Source organism: Dapis purpurea BLCC-M126, assembly GCF_050015975.1.
GTDB lineage: Bacteria > Cyanobacteriota > Cyanobacteriia > Cyanobacteriales > Microcoleaceae > Trichodesmium.
In genome coordinates this window covers 1-15,758 of sequence record NZ_JBNHER010000039.1, presented here as the reverse complement: position 1 = coordinate 15,758, position 15,758 = coordinate 1, and the positions used below count along the sequence as shown (strand labels likewise).

Here is a 15,758-nt window from a genome sequence, read left to right as displayed (position 1 = left end):
AGTTATTTTTTCTTCTTTAATTCTTTTCCTTGTACATGATCGTGAGTGCCATAATATCGCAAACTTAATTTGCCATTTTCCATCTTTTTACAACTAATTCTTAAAGCTTTAGTTACACGAAAATGATCTATACCTTCTGTTCCTTCATAGGGGTCATATTTTATGCCAGTATTTACTAAGACACTTGTATCGCCATTATACTTTTTTAAGTTGTATGAAACTTCAGCTAAAGTTTCATGTAATTGAACTTTTTCTTTCTTATCCTTAATTTTATTATAGTCAGCACGAAAAGTATCTTTATAATCTAACCAGACAAAATCTAATAGTTCTTCAGCAAGTAAATCTTTTTTAGCTTCTTCCCATATTAATTCTCCCCAAGTAGACAATTCTTTTTTTCCATCGCGATCGGTAATTAAAGCTTCTGGAATTTCCTGAACTTCTAATTCATTTAACTCTGCTCCTATACCCATTAAAGCTAATGGAATTACATGAGGTTTTATTAAAGCATTATCTACTGCGATTGGAAGTCTAGGAATGACAATTAATTCTGCTCTTTTTCCTTCAAAAATATAAATAATTTCATCAGCGTAAAACATTCCTATTGTATTGAGATATCCTTGCAGGGTTTTAAAACCTCCTACTAGGTTAAAGCAAATTTTATATCCCTGCCAATTTTCTCTTTCTTTACTCAAGAAGGTTATTAGTTTGTCTACTCCTTCAGAGAATTTTTGAGTATTAGCAGTTGATAACCCTGGTGGTGTGTAAATATTGGTATTTACTATTCCTTGACTCTTAAGAAAATTCTCTAAAATTTTACCACTAGTTATTCCTTGAGCTGTATCGGTAGTAATTAAATAATGAATGTCTTGCTTACCCCGCTGAATTTCTTCTTCATATAACCCATAAATATTATTTAGCTCGGCACTTATTTCTCGAATTTCTATTGTATTACTATCCTCTAAATTTTCTTCAGCTCTAGTTTTTAGTTCTTCGATAATTTCTGCAACTTCTGGATACTCATTTTCCAGTTCATCTAAGCTTAAGTTAGTAGTCTCTTGCAGTTGCTCGTCCCAATCTGGTTCAAATTCATCGTCAATTTGATTAGTTAGTAAGCTTGTACCTACTGTAGAAATAACTACGCGATTTTCAATCATTTTTCTCCTTTATGTAAATTAGTTTTGTAGATTCTTAATTTGTTTTGTTTTCTCCTACTGAAGCTGTATGTTCTCTAGCTAAATAACCGAGATATAACTGAGTTAACTTTAGATGTAGATTTTTTTTGTATAGTTCACGATTTTCAAGATTTTCTAAGTAGTCATTTATAGGATTTCCTTTAGAAGTATTTTTTCTAATTATCTTCAAAATATCTTCAGCTTTTTCCAGCAAGCTATCAATCTGTTCAACAACTGCTGAAGCAAAAAGTTTTTGATTTTCTTTCTCTTTCCATATAGGACTAGAGCCACTACGACCTACTTGATAACGGATATAGTTTTTAATAATTTCTATTGAAGTGCCAGTTTCAGTAGCAGCAGCAAGAACATTTCTAAATGGAGATTTTTTATCTTTTTGAGCAATAGAAAAATCGTTGGCTATTTTTTGAATTGCTTCAATAATGTCATCCATTTTTTTTCCGATTTCTATTTCTGTTCTTAGAATTAGCTGTGCTTCTATTTCCTGTTCTTTTGTTTCCTGTACTTCTATTTTCTGTTGATTTTCCATCATTTATTATGTCCTCTCTAAATACTAAGTGAAATTCATCGCAAATTCTGACCTGACCAAAACCTTCGGAAGTACGCTCTCCTACTCCCTGATTTTCTAATTTTTCTAATCCTTGTAACCAAGGTTCTAATTGTTCAGTGCTGAATAAATAAACTCCTCCTTTATTAGTTATTAATTCCACATCTTTCATTAAACCCCAGGCAGAGTTCCAACCGGATAAATAATCATAGGAACTATAGGCGACATGAAGTTGTAAATATGAATCTTCTACCCCTAAAAATTCCTGTAACATTTCTGGGGAAATAACCGTAGTTCTCTGCCAATTTTCTGTTAAAATAGCATCTGATTGTAAGTCTAAGGTAAAGTAAGTTCTATTTTTCAATTCTTGTTGTTGGTTATTAAATATTTCTTGCCATGTTTTCCATCTATATTTTAGTTTTTTGTCAAAATTTTTGACTCTTTCTTCTAGATTTAGTTTAATATTAGCCGGAGTTTTCGCTGTAATTTCTACTTTGCCTAATCCTCTCGATCTGGAATTGCCTAAACGAAATAAATTTTTTCTCTCTTCAACAAAATTTTGGAGTGATTTTGCTAATTCCTCATCGGGAACTAAAATTGAACTACAGAATATTAGTTCTTGATTTGTTTGAAGTTCATTTATTACTTCTATACTATATAATACCTCCTCTTCTGAAGTTGCTCTTCTTCGATTAATACCTGTCCTGGTTAAAAGACGTTTATTCGTAGAATGTTTATAGTATGTTTGACTTCCTTTATTATAGCTATAAAATCCACTAAATGGTTCTACTCTACCTCCATCTACAGGACAATTTGGGTCATAAAAAAAACCATTTTTTTCGGCACAAAAGCGGTCAATTAAAGTATCGAATACTCCATTATTTTCTGGAGGTTTATCTTTTGTATTTGACCTAAACCCTGGTTTTGTTTTAGAACTTACGGCAGTATTAGGTAAAACTTTCACATCTTTTTGAATTCTTATTCCTTGTTTACTTTCTACATTTTGTGCGGGGTAAGCATTTTGAAATATTGCTGGATTTTTACTCAAAAATAATCTCTGAAAATCACCTCCTTCTTCTGCTTCAGATAAGTCTTTAGATTCATTACCAGATTCTTGAATAATTCTCGCAGCAATTGCTCCTCTAATTACTGAACCAGGAATATAATCCATTGTTTCATTAATTGAACTGCCTGGTTTTTGACGACTAATTGCCAGAGGAGATAGGGCTTTAATTTCTAATTCTATCTTTTTCATTTCTCTAATTATATAGATTACTAAAAAACTATTTGTAAACTCATAAAAACCTCTCTCCAAACCTCTCTCCTGCAAGGAGAGAGGCTTTGATTTCCCCCTTCCCTTGCAGGGAAGGGGGGCAGGGGGGTTAGGTTTTTAAGCTTCATCACTTCCATCCACTACCTCCAATTTTCCTAAAAAATCCCAGACTTTTTCATCCACTGAAATTTCTGGAAGTTCCCATGTTAACCATCCTAAACCAACAGATTTACTTCCACCCAAAGCATTTATTTGTTTTAAACCTGCCCAGATTAATGGTTTGGCATAATCTACATATTTAGGATTAATATTTGGCTGAATTAAAATCTCTCCTGTAAATTTTAACTGAGCATTTACTGGAGAAGTTTCTAGGAAATAAAGTTTGTTTTCTTCTGCCACTCCTCGTCGGCGATTAATTGTGACTCCCGGACGTAATATCTCTGACAAATATTCTGGATTTTCTTCACAAATTAAGTCGTTAAAGATTATTCGGGAGGGTAAATAAGGATTGCCAAAAATTTGACAGATTAAACAGTGATATTTATTTTCACCACTAATTTCGTCAAAAAATTTATATTCGTCAATCCAAAAATTTTCTGTTAAACCTGCTCTTTGAGGACACATAGTTTCGGGGTTGGGAGATTCACAAATTGCCCAGTTAAGTCCTCTGGCAATTTTTTCACATTCATGGCGCAAACGACCTTTGATTTGAGAGGCAGGAATTAATAAATTTCCTTCGGTATTCCTAACAATTGGTTTGTCTGCTAATGAACCGGAAGAACCTCCCGCGCCGACACATAATGCCGTATCTATAATGGCAGTAATTGGATAAGTTTCTATAGAATTTGTTAATTGCTGAAGAGAAATCATTTTTTGACCTCCTATTTTGTTTGTAGTAGACCAAAACATATTAAATAGTGGAATAGTAGGGGCGGGTTTTTAGTTTAAAGTTCAATGGTAAACTTAAGTTTAAGTAAACCCGCCCTCATGCACACCCATTACCTGTATCAGTCTAGTAGTAGATATATTCAAATAAAATATCCGTTAGATTTTGGGGCGGGTTTATTTTATCTAATGGTTAAACTGGTGAATTTAAAATCAAACCCGCCCCTACCTATTGCAATATTTTAGGAGTGTTACCGAAGAATAATTAATAATTAAATAATTCTGGTTTAAAGCCTCCCCTTTTAAGGGGAAAACAAAGACAATATTCCTTATATTCAATTCCCGAACGGTTTGAACTTTCTTGTAATTATCCATTATCAATTATCCATTAATGAAACTCCCGGACTCACCCACTTCCCTACTCCCTACTCCCTGCTCCCTACTCCCTAACTCTATAAATTCATAAATATCTACTATTTCTCGCCAAATTGTTTCATAAAGTTTTTCCTCTTCATCGTACATCCAAGGTGCTATATTTCCACCATTTGTTTTAGCTGCACACCAGACATCTTCAAATTCACTTCTTAAGATTTCTTGCTTATCTTTTGATTCAAGACGAGCACGAAAATAACGATAATTCAGAATAGCTGTATTTTTGCCTTTTTCTAAGAAACTGCGAGTTTGATAAATTTGCGACTTGGGGAATTTTGACTCTTTTAATGCTTTGACTGATTCTATTAAACCTCCTATTTCATGTAATGTATAAGGAGCTGCATATAATTTTAGTTTAGATCCTCTTTCTTTGATTAATCCTTCTTTTCTAAATTCCTCAATATTTGAAGAAACCATTGTCACTGACTTCAAACTTAAAAAGTCTATTGTACCTCCTAAATAATTTTGCTCCTTTAATTTTTTGGCTCGTTTTTTGGCAGACTTTAACAGTTGCTCCGTTAAGTTTTGCGCATAATAAACCGGAGTGTCTTCCGCTGTAATTAAAACTCCCGTTGACATACTCAGGGATGATTTATTTTCATTAGGTGGTTCTTTGGCATAACGATGTATTTCTGCTGGATCGTAAGTAGATTTTTCTGGTTCATAACCCTTTTTCTTGGCTAATATTTCTTCAAATCTTTCGCCGATAGTTTTGGCAATTTCTAAAGCTTTATTTGCAGGTACAATTAACATCACATCATCCCCTCCTATTGTTAATATTTCAAAAGGATGAATCCAACCATCATTACGATTTTCATTATCTGGATCGGTGAGATTTTTTAGCTGGTGTGGATGTAGATGTTCTGCTAGAGCAAAATAAACCGATCTTTCCGTCGCCTCAAAAATATCTTTGCTAAATTTTTGGTACTCTTCCGGTGTTTTAATTTTCTGAATATATCCTCCCATGTTATTACCATCGGCATAGATATAAGCAATAAAACCATTATAGATATTTCCTAATTCTCTGAGACTTCTTGCTGCTTCTAACTTATGAAATTCTGGATTATATGATTCTTGTTTTCCTTCTTTTTTTAAAAAGTCTTCAAATTTATCTCCCCAACTTTTCAAATTTTCTCTGTCTTTTTTGTCTAGTTTCCAATCAAAACCTCCTCTATCATACCAACTTTGTCGAGAATCTCTTTTTGTGATTTGCCCTACTAAATGTTTCCTAGCTAATACTTCCGAATAATAGGGATTATTGGGTAAGTCAGTTTGCATTACTGCTATTCGCCGATCGCCTTCGTCTCTCCGCATATAAGGATGGGTTTCAAACATTGGCGGATATTTCCGACTGGGGCGATTATTGTTAACATCATCATTGCCATTTCGACGCTGATTAAATAGTGCTGCTAATTTGCTAGTTAGTTCGTTGAAACTTTTCCGATTTTGGAAATTTTCTCTTTTTTCTTGGTCTGTTTTTCTTTCAGATAATCGAAAGTAACTTTCTACTAATTTGTCTTGACAGTTTTGTTTATACCAATCTAACCAAGGTGTATTTTCGATATTTTCTCGCAGCAAGCCAAATCGTATTTCTAATAATCTAAATGTACTACCTACTGCACAGGAATTTGCTGTTAAAGTTTCTTCTGTATAGCGTTTTTCGATGGCATTTGCTAAGTCATCTACGAAAGCTGCCGGACAAAATACTAGAATATTTCCACCTGTGGAATAAACTACTAATTCTGAGATTAATGCTTGGGAAAGTCCGGGAAAATTTCTCTGTTCATCTAGCCATTTTCTACTTTTTGTACCAGGCTCAAAAAATTCTGGCAAATCTACTAAATTTATCTTATCTAAGATTGCCGAAGCTCCCCGAATATCTGTTAGTTTAGCTGCCTCGAAAACGTATTGTTTGATTTTGGTTGCCCCACCATAAACTAAACCTATCGGTGTTTTTTCATCCCAAAGTTCGCCATATTTTCCATCTCGCAAATCGGTAATTTTTCCAGGAAAATAATTATCAATATCTTGCAGTTTTTGTACTTTATCTATTATCGGTTGAGCTTCTGGAGGAATTTGATTTTCCTCTGTCGCCTTATACATTTTTTCTAATATTGAGATGTCAAATTGAGGTTGTTTTTTATCTCCCCAAGCAAGACACCAAGCTATTCCTTTGTATATTTTTTCTAACATAATTTTTCTAAGACTTAACTTATATGAAATTAAAAAATACGTTTCACTTACGCGATCGCAACAATTATCCTTTTACTATACTTCAAGCTACAAATTTATTTTTTTAGTATTGATAGTTTAACATTATGTAGAAAAGGTATTTTCTACAAACTACTCTTGACCACTAAAGCTTGACATCTGACAAAATAATTATCAAAAATTGATTTTTTTCGTCCACTTGACACGGATGAAAAGTAAAAGTTAGTATATTTACAGTTATGAACCTCGATAAATAAATAGTAATATATTTTTGGTCACTTCTTAGTTGTTAAGAGTGGCTAAAGAGTGGTTTTTCATCTTTGCATGGAACCCCACATACACGCCTCCCAGAATCGCTGAAATGCTGATTCTTTCGTTGACCCGTGTATGTGCCTTGCTACAAGAGGGTTTGAGCCTTGTCATTTTGGCAAAATTTGCCTTGTTGACAAATTAATCAAAGGGGCGTGTATATTTGGGTATCTGAAACCCTTGTCATGTCTTGGTTCTAGATCGTACCTCTTTCCCAAACCTAATCCCTACTTAGGGATTGAAACAAAAAACCCTAATAATACCAAAAAAGGCAATGAAATTAGCTTTCCCAAACCTAATCCCTACTTAGGGATTGAAACCTGAAACTCCCTGATCTAAGAGTTAATACAAAGGCCACCCTTTCCCAAACCTAATCCCTACTTAGGGATTGAAACGGTCATCATCATCATTAGGTTTTAGTATTCCCCCTTTCCCAAACCTAATCCCTACTTAGGGATTGAAACTGTCGTGCGCTTCCAAGCGGTGGAGTGGCATGCCACCTTTCCTAAACCTAATCCCTACTTAGGGATTGAAACACTGAACAGGTGTCCATTTTTCTTGATTTAGTGTAAACCTTTCCTAAACCTAATCCCTACTTAGGGATTGAAACATCAGAATGTAAAGCTTCTGGAACAAGATTCAAAATACTTTCCTAAACCTAATCCCTACTTAGGGATTGAAACCTCAGAACGAATACCATTAATTTCAACATATACACAACTTTCCTAAACCTAATCCCTACTTAGGGATTGAAACTTGATGTTCATTGAATAAATCAATGGTTTCCACTTCAAAAGTTTCCTAAACCTAATCCCTACTTAGGGATTGAAACGTAAAAGTTCCATGGAAGAACAGAGGTACATTGCCTGGCTTTCCCAAACCTAATCCCTACTTAGGGATTGAAACTTCAGCGCGAGCTGATGAAAAAGAACTCTCAAAAATAAAACTTTCCTAAACCTAATCCCTACTGACTACTGACTACTGACTACTGACTACTAAATTGATAGTGAGGTTATTTAACCGGATTTAATATTATTAATTATTGAAAAGCCGGGTTTGTCTCAAATGCCTGACAAGACTGATGCCTACCTCCTACAAACCCAGTTTCTTATAGAACCCATTTGGTATTTATTTTTTTATACATGATGGGGGTGGGGAGTGTGGGGAGATGGAGGCATTTTTCTACCTTTTTCCCCTATTTTATTTCTTAATCTCCTGACTCCTGACTCCTTCGCCAAAAACTCGCAACTTTAATAATTATAAAATTTGATACAATAAGCATATTCCAAAAGTTTTAATTAAATAAATTCAAGATATGAAATTCTTAATTTCATCTCCCTATTCCTTATTCCCTAATTTCTGCAAGAAGTCTAATTTTCTCAAAGGCAATATAGAGAATATAAAATCTAGATACACAAAAGCTTATAATTTATTAACTTCATAAATTTGCCTAATTTATTCAAAAAGCTGAGAGCTGAGTGCTAATAGCTGAATGCTTACTAATATTTCCTATAGCATTCTAATACTTTATCCACAATAATATCCGGCACCCTAACAGTTTCCCCAGTCACCCAACGCCCTGCAACCACTTCCAAATAATCCTCATTCTCCAACCTCACCAACTTCTCCTCTAATACACTATGAATAACGATCGCTGGATTTAAACTTCTACAAAAATCATGCCATTCCCCAACCTTCTCCTGAGAACGACTAATAATTATATAGTGACTGCACTCCTCCAAAATTGGCTTTTTCTCATCTTGTACCATCCCACCCACATCAACCAAAACTATATCCATAACATCCCGAATATTTTTAATGGCTTTAGCATGAAAACCAAAATAATTCCTCATTATCTTCTCGCGATTTTCCAATAAATGAATTCGACGAGTATTTGCCTCTTTTAACTCGTTAGCTTTCTGGCGATCGCTCATTTCCAAAACCCAATTTCCCTCCCCATCCCAATTAGCTCGCTGAATAAATACTTTTAACCTTTTATCCTTCTCGAACAAAGAGCGACGCAAAGCATAAGAAAAAACACTTTTCCCACTATCAGGAGGTCCCCCGATTAAAATTGCTATACCAGGAGTGCGATTAAAAATAATGGAAATAGTATCTCCAACTGCCAAAGTTTGAATATTACTTTTAACAACAACAGCCATTCGAGTCCGCACATCATAACAAGCTATCCAAGGAGCATTTCGACAGCATTCCACCAAAAAACCATAAAGCCATATTGGACTCATGCCAAACAAAATTACACCTTGACTGAAATCTAAATCTTCAGGAATTATTGACTTTAAATTTGGCAAAACAGAAGTTGGAATTAAGTCTGTTCGCTCAGTCAAAGTAATAGCCAAAGTTTGACAAATACCTAATTCAGTTTCCAGTTGAATTACATCTAATTGTAATGGAAATTCACTTGTCATTTTCTGGATTTAATTATTGGAAAAGAGGGAGTAGGGAGTAGGTAGTAGGGAAAAATAATTGATTTGATTTTTGATTATCGGAAATGTCTATTATAAAAGTGGTAATAGTAGGAACAGATTATAAAGTGGTTTTCATATTAGTATATAGCGATTCTTTAATCTATGAGGTACAGTTTTAGATCCCCCCCTACCCCCCTTAAAAAGGGGGGAGCCTTCAAAGTCCCCCTTAAAAAGGGGGATTTAGGGGGATCGTAAATGTACCTTATAAATACCACAATAGGGACGTTCTATGGAACATCCCTACAAGGTTTTTTTATGACATGAAGTCATCAATCTGAAAAGCGCTATAATTGCCAATTATTAATTATAATTATTCGGTAATTCTAAAGTTTGGTAGGTTGGGTTAAGCGAGAGCGCAACCCAACAGGTAAAAATTTGTTGTTGGGTTTCCTCAAAGTCAACCCAACCTACAAAATGCTTAATTATTAATTATTCGGTAATTCTAAAGCCAAAACAGATCCAAGAGTCACCCCATGAGTATGAGTAGAAACTACAACAGCACCGAGTCGAGGATCGTAACAAGCAACCCACGTTGCGGGATGGCATTCGTGAACTAAATAAGCATATAACCATATCGGTGCTTTTCCTTCTATGACAACACCTTGCTGCCACTGAATATTGGATGGTATTTTTAAACCTTTCAAGTCAGCAGGCTCAATAATATCATCTGATGTAGTCATCTCAATATTAAGATGTTGATATGGCATTCCATCAGTTGTTTGATGGGAAATTAAATTAAGTTGGATAGATGTCATTTCAGTTATTAGTTATCAGCGTTCAGTTTTCAGTTATTAGTTTTCAGTATCTCTAAGTTGAGACTTTATTTCTTAGCAATAAGCAGTAATATCATGTCTGGTTGAACAGTGATAATTAAAGCTCGTAGTAGGGCTTTAGCCCTAAGATAGGTATTTATCGGGCTAAAGCCCTACTACAAACAAAAACTTTTTTATCACTAATTATCCGGACATGATATAAGTTATTTTTTTTTAACTGTTGATAGTCTAACATCATGTAGAAAAAGCCTCTTCTGCAATTCCCTAATATTTAGTGTAGTAGCGTGTCTAGTAAAAAAACCTAACCCCCCAACCCCCTTCCCTACTAGAGAAGGGGGAGAAGACTATGCCCCTCTCCTTGCAGGAGAGGGGTTGGGGGAGAGGTCTTCATTGACTCAAATTTACCCACATTTTCAAGCTAGGAAGGAAACCCAACATCAGACTTGTCGCCAAATAATTAACTAAATTATTGTTAGGTGGCGCTGTCGCTTCACCCAACCTACAGTTTTCAATTTATTCTAGAATATGGAAATAATCTCTTCCACAACTCCGTATACTTAACACTAGGAGGAAAAAAACTATGAGCGCAACGAAACTTACAGAAAAATTTGAACAAGCATTAGTATTAGCTTACAACTTACATTCTCAACAGTTACGCAAAGACGGAAGTACACCTTATATTGCTCACCTTTTAAGTGTTACTGCTTTAGTTTTGGAAAATGGTGGGAATGAAGATGAGGCGATCGCTGCTTTATTACATGATGCAGTTGAAGATAGGGGAGGTATGGCAACTCGTCAACGTATTCTAGAATTATTTGGAGAAACAGTCGTTGATATTATTGATGGTTGTACGGAGTCGGAGACTATTCCGAAACCGCCCTGGGAAGAACGAAAGTTACGTTATATTCAGCAAATATCTGATGGTAGTAAATCTGTAAAACTTATTTCTCTTGCTGATAAACTGCATAATGGGAGAGACTTATTAGCTGCATTACGTCAAGAGGGAAAAATAGTATGGACGCGCTTTCGTGGAGGTAAAGAAAAAACACTTTGGTTTTATCATTCTTTGGTTTCTTGTTATGAAGATGATAATTATCTCAAACAAGAATTGATTGGAGTTATTGCTGAATTAGAAAAGTTTTAGGGTAAGCATTCAGCTATTAGCTATCAGCTCTCAGCTTTTTAATGGTGAGGTACAGTGTAACACAGCCTTCTAGGCTGTAACAACCTCGAAGGTTGTGTTACCACGCATTACTAACAGGTTTCCAGCTTTTAACAAATAGTAAAGCTTTGTACCTCACGCGCCTCCGAAACTGCTGTAATTATTCTTATGTTTACCGAATCATTAATAATTATTAATTAAATAATTCAGGTTAAAAGTATCCCCTTTCAAGGGGAAAAAGCGGTCGAGGGATGGCGAGGTTTCCTCGCCATATCCAATCGACCAAGAGAAAAGTGCTAGGATATTTCCTTATATTCAATCCGATGGTTTTAACCAGAGGTAATTATCAATTATCCATTATCCATTATCCATTATCCATTATCCATTAACGAATACTCCCTAATTAATCATAATTACCCAACTCTTCCTCTGCTTCTAATTTCAATTTTTCTCGAATAGAAATAGGAGCAATAACTTCTCCTTTTGGCCGCCAATCTCTTAACCGCATCAAGACATTAATATCTCCAGTTCTTATCCATCCCCAATAATAAGAATCTTTAGGAGAACGTGCCTTAATAATATTCAATAACTGTTTTCTTTGTTGTGGATTTTTTATTTCTTTTTGGACTAATTTTGATAAACTTTGATACTTAATAGGTTTAAATGTCTCATGTCGCACAGTACCATCCACATACCCACGAGCAAACTTAGGTTCAAATCTCATTATTAACAAATCTCGTGGCAAATAAAAATTAAATCCCCAAGCTTTTTCTAGTTCTTGTTCGACAAATTCAACAGTTGGTAATTTTCCTTTTTTCCATAATTCAGACAAATTTTTCGGTATCTGAGAATTACCCCATTTTAAAATAGTTAATTCTTCCGATACTATTCTGTCTAAACGATAATTATGCCAGCCAAATTTACCATCGGTATCTTTGCCAAAAGCAGTTAAATATTTAGCCCGACGTGCATAATGTAGACAAACCGGATAAACTATTATTTCTATTTCCCTTTCTGTCTTCGCTCTCCAATATTGAAACTTGATTACTCCCCCTGGAGATTCATGCCATAACTCTTCTATTTGTTGATGATAATTATCAACTCTATCTTGAGTTTCATCTGAGAGAATATAGTCTAAATGTATAAATATTCTTTTTTGTTTTTCATGCCTTACTAAATACTCTTGTTGATTTGTTTTTTCCCACAAAGATTGTACTACTAATTCTAAATTAGGTTGTACAAAAGAAACCGACTCTAAAATTTTTAATAACTCCCAAGTTTGAGTCGAGGATAATTCTGAAGTATTCCATACTTCTGTTTTAATTATAGGAGGCTGAGGCCAGTTTTTTTCTGGTTGACAGTGATATTCTCCTACTTGAGTTTTTGATTTTTTTAGCCATCCTAACTTAGCTAAATATTTTAAATCATCTCTGATGGTACGATGTACTGTCGCAAAAGGACGCTGTTCTATCTCTATAACTTCCCCACCCATTTTATCCGTAATTTTCTGTTGCCATTCTTTAATTGATTGGGGATAAATTTCTGCTTTAATTAATTCTTTGACTGACTTTTTACAAATACAATTTTTGTCTCGACATTCCGTTTTTATTTGTTCTGTGGTGAGGCGATCGCTCATAGGATGTTCTGGCGAAAAAAATTCTTCGCGAAAGTCGATATAACTAAAATTTTTTGGTAATTTGGCAGCTAAATTATTTCTTTCTCCGTAAAAATATTTTAATAATATCCACAATCTAATTGAGCGATTAAATCTATCTCCTAATCGCCCTAATGCTAACCAATCTAATATTTCTGGAGTCGGAAAATAGCTAAAAAAAGTCAAAAGTCAAAAGTTAAAAGTTAAAATTTAAAAGTTTAGATAGGGGAGAACTGCCGAATTAGCGACAAACAGAAGTTAATTTTGGCTGTGACTAAAAACTGATAACTCATAGCGAATTGCTGATAACTGATAACTGACTATTATGTTTCATCTTCAGCGATCGTAATCAGTTCATCTGCAAGAGTCAGAGAAAACTTAGCATCCAAATTAGGAGCTAAATAAATACCAAAATTATTATCTTTATCTTGAGCTTGAGAAGCTATTTTCACACCCAGACAAATTTCATTACGAGATTGAGCCGCAAATACACAGTCAGCAAAAGATAATTTACCAAGTTTTTCAGGAGGAAAGAAAAGCTCTATAGGTTTAATATACATTTCACTACCTTCTGCCGAAAATAAATTACGATAGACGAACATTACGCCTGGTTCTTGAGATACCTGAGCTAAAATTTTAGACACAAATTGATTAGAAAGTAGGAAATCTTGAACCCCTGCTTTAATTACCAAATCTGTTTCTTCCGAGTCAGCAAGTTCTACCACTAATTCTGTTGTAACTGAGTTTCCAGTTTCTTTCTTATATTCTTCAAATATTTGCCTAATTTCTAGTAATGTCGTCAGAGTTTTGGCATCAATTTCTTCAGAATTTTGACCTTTACTGGCTAAAATTGAGATGCTATTATATTGATATGGTTTGAGACTTTTCAGTTCTTCAACAACATCTACATTAATTTGCCAAATTTGCATCAAAACTTGGGGATAAGTTTCACGAATTTCATCAAATATATCCTCAATTTCTGGTGTAAATTTGTGAGTTACTAGATTAATTTCTGAACCTTCAACTACATATTTAGCATATTCTCGCAGACAGATTGGAGTTTTGGAATTCCAACCAATAATCAAATGTTTTTCTGTTTTTCTAGAAATAGTTTGGCGGAAGTTAACATAACCTAAAACTTGAGGTTTAACTAAAGGTTCTTGGTAAAATTTAATTTTGGAGTCATCTTCTGCTAAAACAATTATTGATTCAGCATCTGTTAACTGATAGTTGCTATCTGGTTTGACAATTACATCTCCATTTTTATCCCGCACACCTAAAGGAATACTTTGATAAAAATGAAATTGTAATTCAGAAAAGCTGAGGTTTTGCCAATCAACTTGAGGACGGTAAAAATAAATTTCATTTCCGGCAAAACCCACTACATTTAGGTATACTGTTGCTAACCCTACAGACCGTGAAGTTTGGACTAAAATTCTCCCTAAAATATCAGCTTCATTCAAAGTTGTTACAGTTTTAGGAGCAATGCTTTTAGCTAAAATACGATATTGTTCTGAGTGAATTTCAGCTACTATTGGTGGCAGAGATAACTTTTTTTCCTCATTAGCTGCAACAGTGGCTAAAATTGCTTTAACAACTCTAGCATCCGATAACTTTTTCACATCTTGTGAATCTGTTCCTTTCGCATTATTTAAAATTACTACTGATTTAGCAACTTTAACTCCAACTTTATTCAGATTATTTATATTTGTTACTATTCCATTTCGAGTAACTACCCTAGTAGTTTTTAAATCTCCTAATTTCTCACGGAGAAAATCATCCATATATTCCTTATCTTGTTCTGATAGGATGACAATTGCTGCATCAGATTCTGATTCATTTGCTATTACTAACTCAGTAATAATATCTACAATTCTGTCATTAAAACCTAAAATTAAAGTATGGTTTTTTTCTACTACTAAACTTTTACCTTTTTTCAGCAAAGTTAGTCGTGATTCAAATTCTTGAGTAATAAAAGCTACTAAACTAGAGAAAAGTACCAAACCTAGAAAAATCGTTAACACCCCTACAGTTTTAGTGGAGAAATTTGCTTCGTCTCCTGTGTCTCTGAGACCAATGAGTTGTACAAATACATCCCAAAGTAAATCACTTTCTAAATCTTGATTTGGGAAAATCCACTCAGAAAGGTAACGTATACCTGTCATTAAGAGAAATGCCCCAAAGAAAGCTGATACTAATGCGAGGAATACAGAGAAACCACCCCTAGACATAAAATTGTCAAATTTATACTGAAAGCGTTCTTGCCAAGAAAACTTACTTTGAGCAGACATAGATTTTTTCTTCAAACTAATATAACTTTACACCGAGCTATTTATATATATCTGACTAGGTTAGATAACTATAATTTTATTTGTCATTGATGATTATACTATAGAACCCATTTGAGATCTATATAATTATGCTAGTCAAGTCTATTCGTGCATCAAGAATGAGGAAAAATTATCTCAAGGAGTATTGAATTTTTTTTATTATTTCTCCCCACATCTTCCCTCTTTCCTCTTACCTCCTGTCTCCTGTCTCCTAACTCCTAGCTAACGCGCATATTTATAAAGATATGCTTAGGGGTTCTATATATGTATGTTTAAAAGAATAGGCAATTTTTCAGCACAACTGCTATACTGAAGAACCAGTAAAAAGCAACACAGGTAATTAACTACTTATGTTGCTTCAAAAAATGTTTGAAAAATTGTTGGGGAGCTACTAAGTTGAAAGAGACAAATCTATTTTTTTCCCCAGAGAATATTTTTGTCTAGGAAGATAGTTCATTAATTGATAATTGATAATGGATAATTGATAATTACCTCTGGTTAAA

The 15,758-nt window shown here is 34.2% G+C and carries 9 protein-coding genes and 1 pseudogene; 1 reads left to right on the top strand and 9 read right to left on the bottom strand.

The features are described from left to right. Positions 1–2: 2 nt before the first annotated feature. The 7 genes and pseudogenes from ACP6PL_RS04375 to crn3 (ACP6PL_RS04345) all read right to left on the bottom strand — a co-directional run bounded on the left by ACP6PL_RS04375 (position 3) and on the right by crn3 (ACP6PL_RS04345) (position 10,091). Positions 3–1,154 carry a putative CRISPR-associated protein gene (locus ACP6PL_RS04375; protein ID WP_426542934.1) on the bottom strand — a complete coding sequence of 384 codons (1,152 nt, stop codon included), beginning with the start codon at positions 1,152–1,154 and terminating at the stop codon, positions 3–5. 34 nt (positions 1,155–1,188) lie between these two features. Continuing rightward, positions 1,189–1,623 carry a hypothetical protein gene (locus tag ACP6PL_RS04370; RefSeq protein WP_426542932.1) on the bottom strand — a complete coding sequence of 145 codons (435 nt, stop codon included), beginning with the start codon at positions 1,621–1,623 and terminating at the stop codon, positions 1,189–1,191. A 100-nt stretch (positions 1,624–1,723) separates the two neighbouring features. Continuing rightward, positions 1,724–2,992: pseudogene (gene csx10 / locus ACP6PL_RS04365) on the bottom strand (type III-D CRISPR-associated RAMP protein Csx10); the annotation flags it as partial. Between the two features lie 135 nt (positions 2,993–3,127). Continuing rightward, a complete protein-coding gene (locus ACP6PL_RS04360; protein WP_426542931.1) occupies positions 3,128–3,880 on the bottom strand; it encodes an RAMP superfamily CRISPR-associated protein in 753 nt (250 codons plus the stop codon). 396 nt (positions 3,881–4,276) lie between these two features. Next, a complete protein-coding gene (gene cas10, locus ACP6PL_RS04355) occupies positions 4,277–6,520 on the bottom strand; it encodes a type III-B CRISPR-associated protein Cas10/Cmr2 (protein ID WP_426542929.1) in 2,244 nt (747 codons plus the stop codon). Positions 6,521–8,346: 1,826 nt separating this feature from the next. Next, a complete protein-coding gene (gene crn3, locus ACP6PL_RS04350; RefSeq protein ID WP_426542927.1) occupies positions 8,347–9,276 on the bottom strand; it encodes a CRISPR-associated ring nuclease Crn3/Csx3 in 930 nt (309 codons plus the stop codon). Positions 9,277–9,761: 485 nt separating this feature from the next. Continuing rightward, positions 9,762–10,091 carry a CRISPR-associated ring nuclease Crn3/Csx3 gene (gene crn3 / locus ACP6PL_RS04345; protein WP_426542925.1) on the bottom strand — a complete coding sequence of 110 codons (330 nt, stop codon included), beginning with the start codon at positions 10,089–10,091 and terminating at the stop codon, positions 9,762–9,764. A 598-nt stretch (positions 10,092–10,689) separates the two neighbouring features. On the opposite strand from crn3 (ACP6PL_RS04345), the gene ACP6PL_RS04340 reads away from it, so the two are divergent. After that, positions 10,690–11,253, top strand: a complete 564-nt coding sequence (locus tag ACP6PL_RS04340) for an HD domain-containing protein (protein ID WP_426542924.1) — start codon at positions 10,690–10,692, stop codon at positions 11,251–11,253. Between the two features lie 421 nt (positions 11,254–11,674). Here the strand turns inward: ACP6PL_RS04340 and ACP6PL_RS04335 are convergent, their stop codons facing one another. Together ACP6PL_RS04335 and ACP6PL_RS04330 are read right to left on the bottom strand one after the other, a co-directional pair. After that, positions 11,675–13,111, bottom strand: a complete 1,437-nt coding sequence (locus ACP6PL_RS04335) for a TIGR03985 family CRISPR-associated protein (RefSeq protein ID WP_426542922.1) — start codon at positions 13,109–13,111, stop codon at positions 11,675–11,677. 137 nt (positions 13,112–13,248) lie between these two features. Continuing rightward, positions 13,249–15,216: a CASTOR/POLLUX-related putative ion channel gene (locus ACP6PL_RS04330; protein ID WP_426542920.1), complete on the bottom strand. Its 1,968-nt coding sequence runs from the start codon at positions 15,214–15,216 to the stop codon at positions 13,249–13,251. Positions 15,217–15,758 lie beyond the last annotated feature (542 nt).

Coding starts and splice junctions, on each gene's coding strand:
- ACP6PL_RS04375 (WP_426542934.1), bottom strand. CDS start 1,154: ATGATTGAAAATCGCGTAGTTATTTCTACAGTAGGTACAAGCTTACTA.
- ACP6PL_RS04370 (WP_426542932.1), bottom strand. CDS start 1,623: ATGGATGACATTATTGAAGCAATTCAAAAAATAGCCAACGATTTTTCT.
- ACP6PL_RS04360 (WP_426542931.1), bottom strand. CDS start 3,880: ATGATTTCTCTTCAGCAATTAACAAATTCTATAGAAACTTATCCAATT.
- cas10 (WP_426542929.1), bottom strand. CDS start 6,520: ATGTTAGAAAAAATATACAAAGGAATAGCTTGGTGTCTTGCTTGGGGA.
- crn3 (WP_426542927.1), bottom strand. CDS start 9,276: ATGACAAGTGAATTTCCATTACAATTAGATGTAATTCAACTGGAAACT.
- crn3 (WP_426542925.1), bottom strand. CDS start 10,091: ATGACATCTATCCAACTTAATTTAATTTCCCATCAAACAACTGATGGA.
- ACP6PL_RS04340 (WP_426542924.1), top strand. CDS start 10,690: ATGAGCGCAACGAAACTTACAGAAAAATTTGAACAAGCATTAGTATTA.
- ACP6PL_RS04330 (WP_426542920.1), bottom strand. CDS start 15,216: ATGTCTGCTCAAAGTAAGTTTTCTTGGCAAGAACGCTTTCAGTATAAA.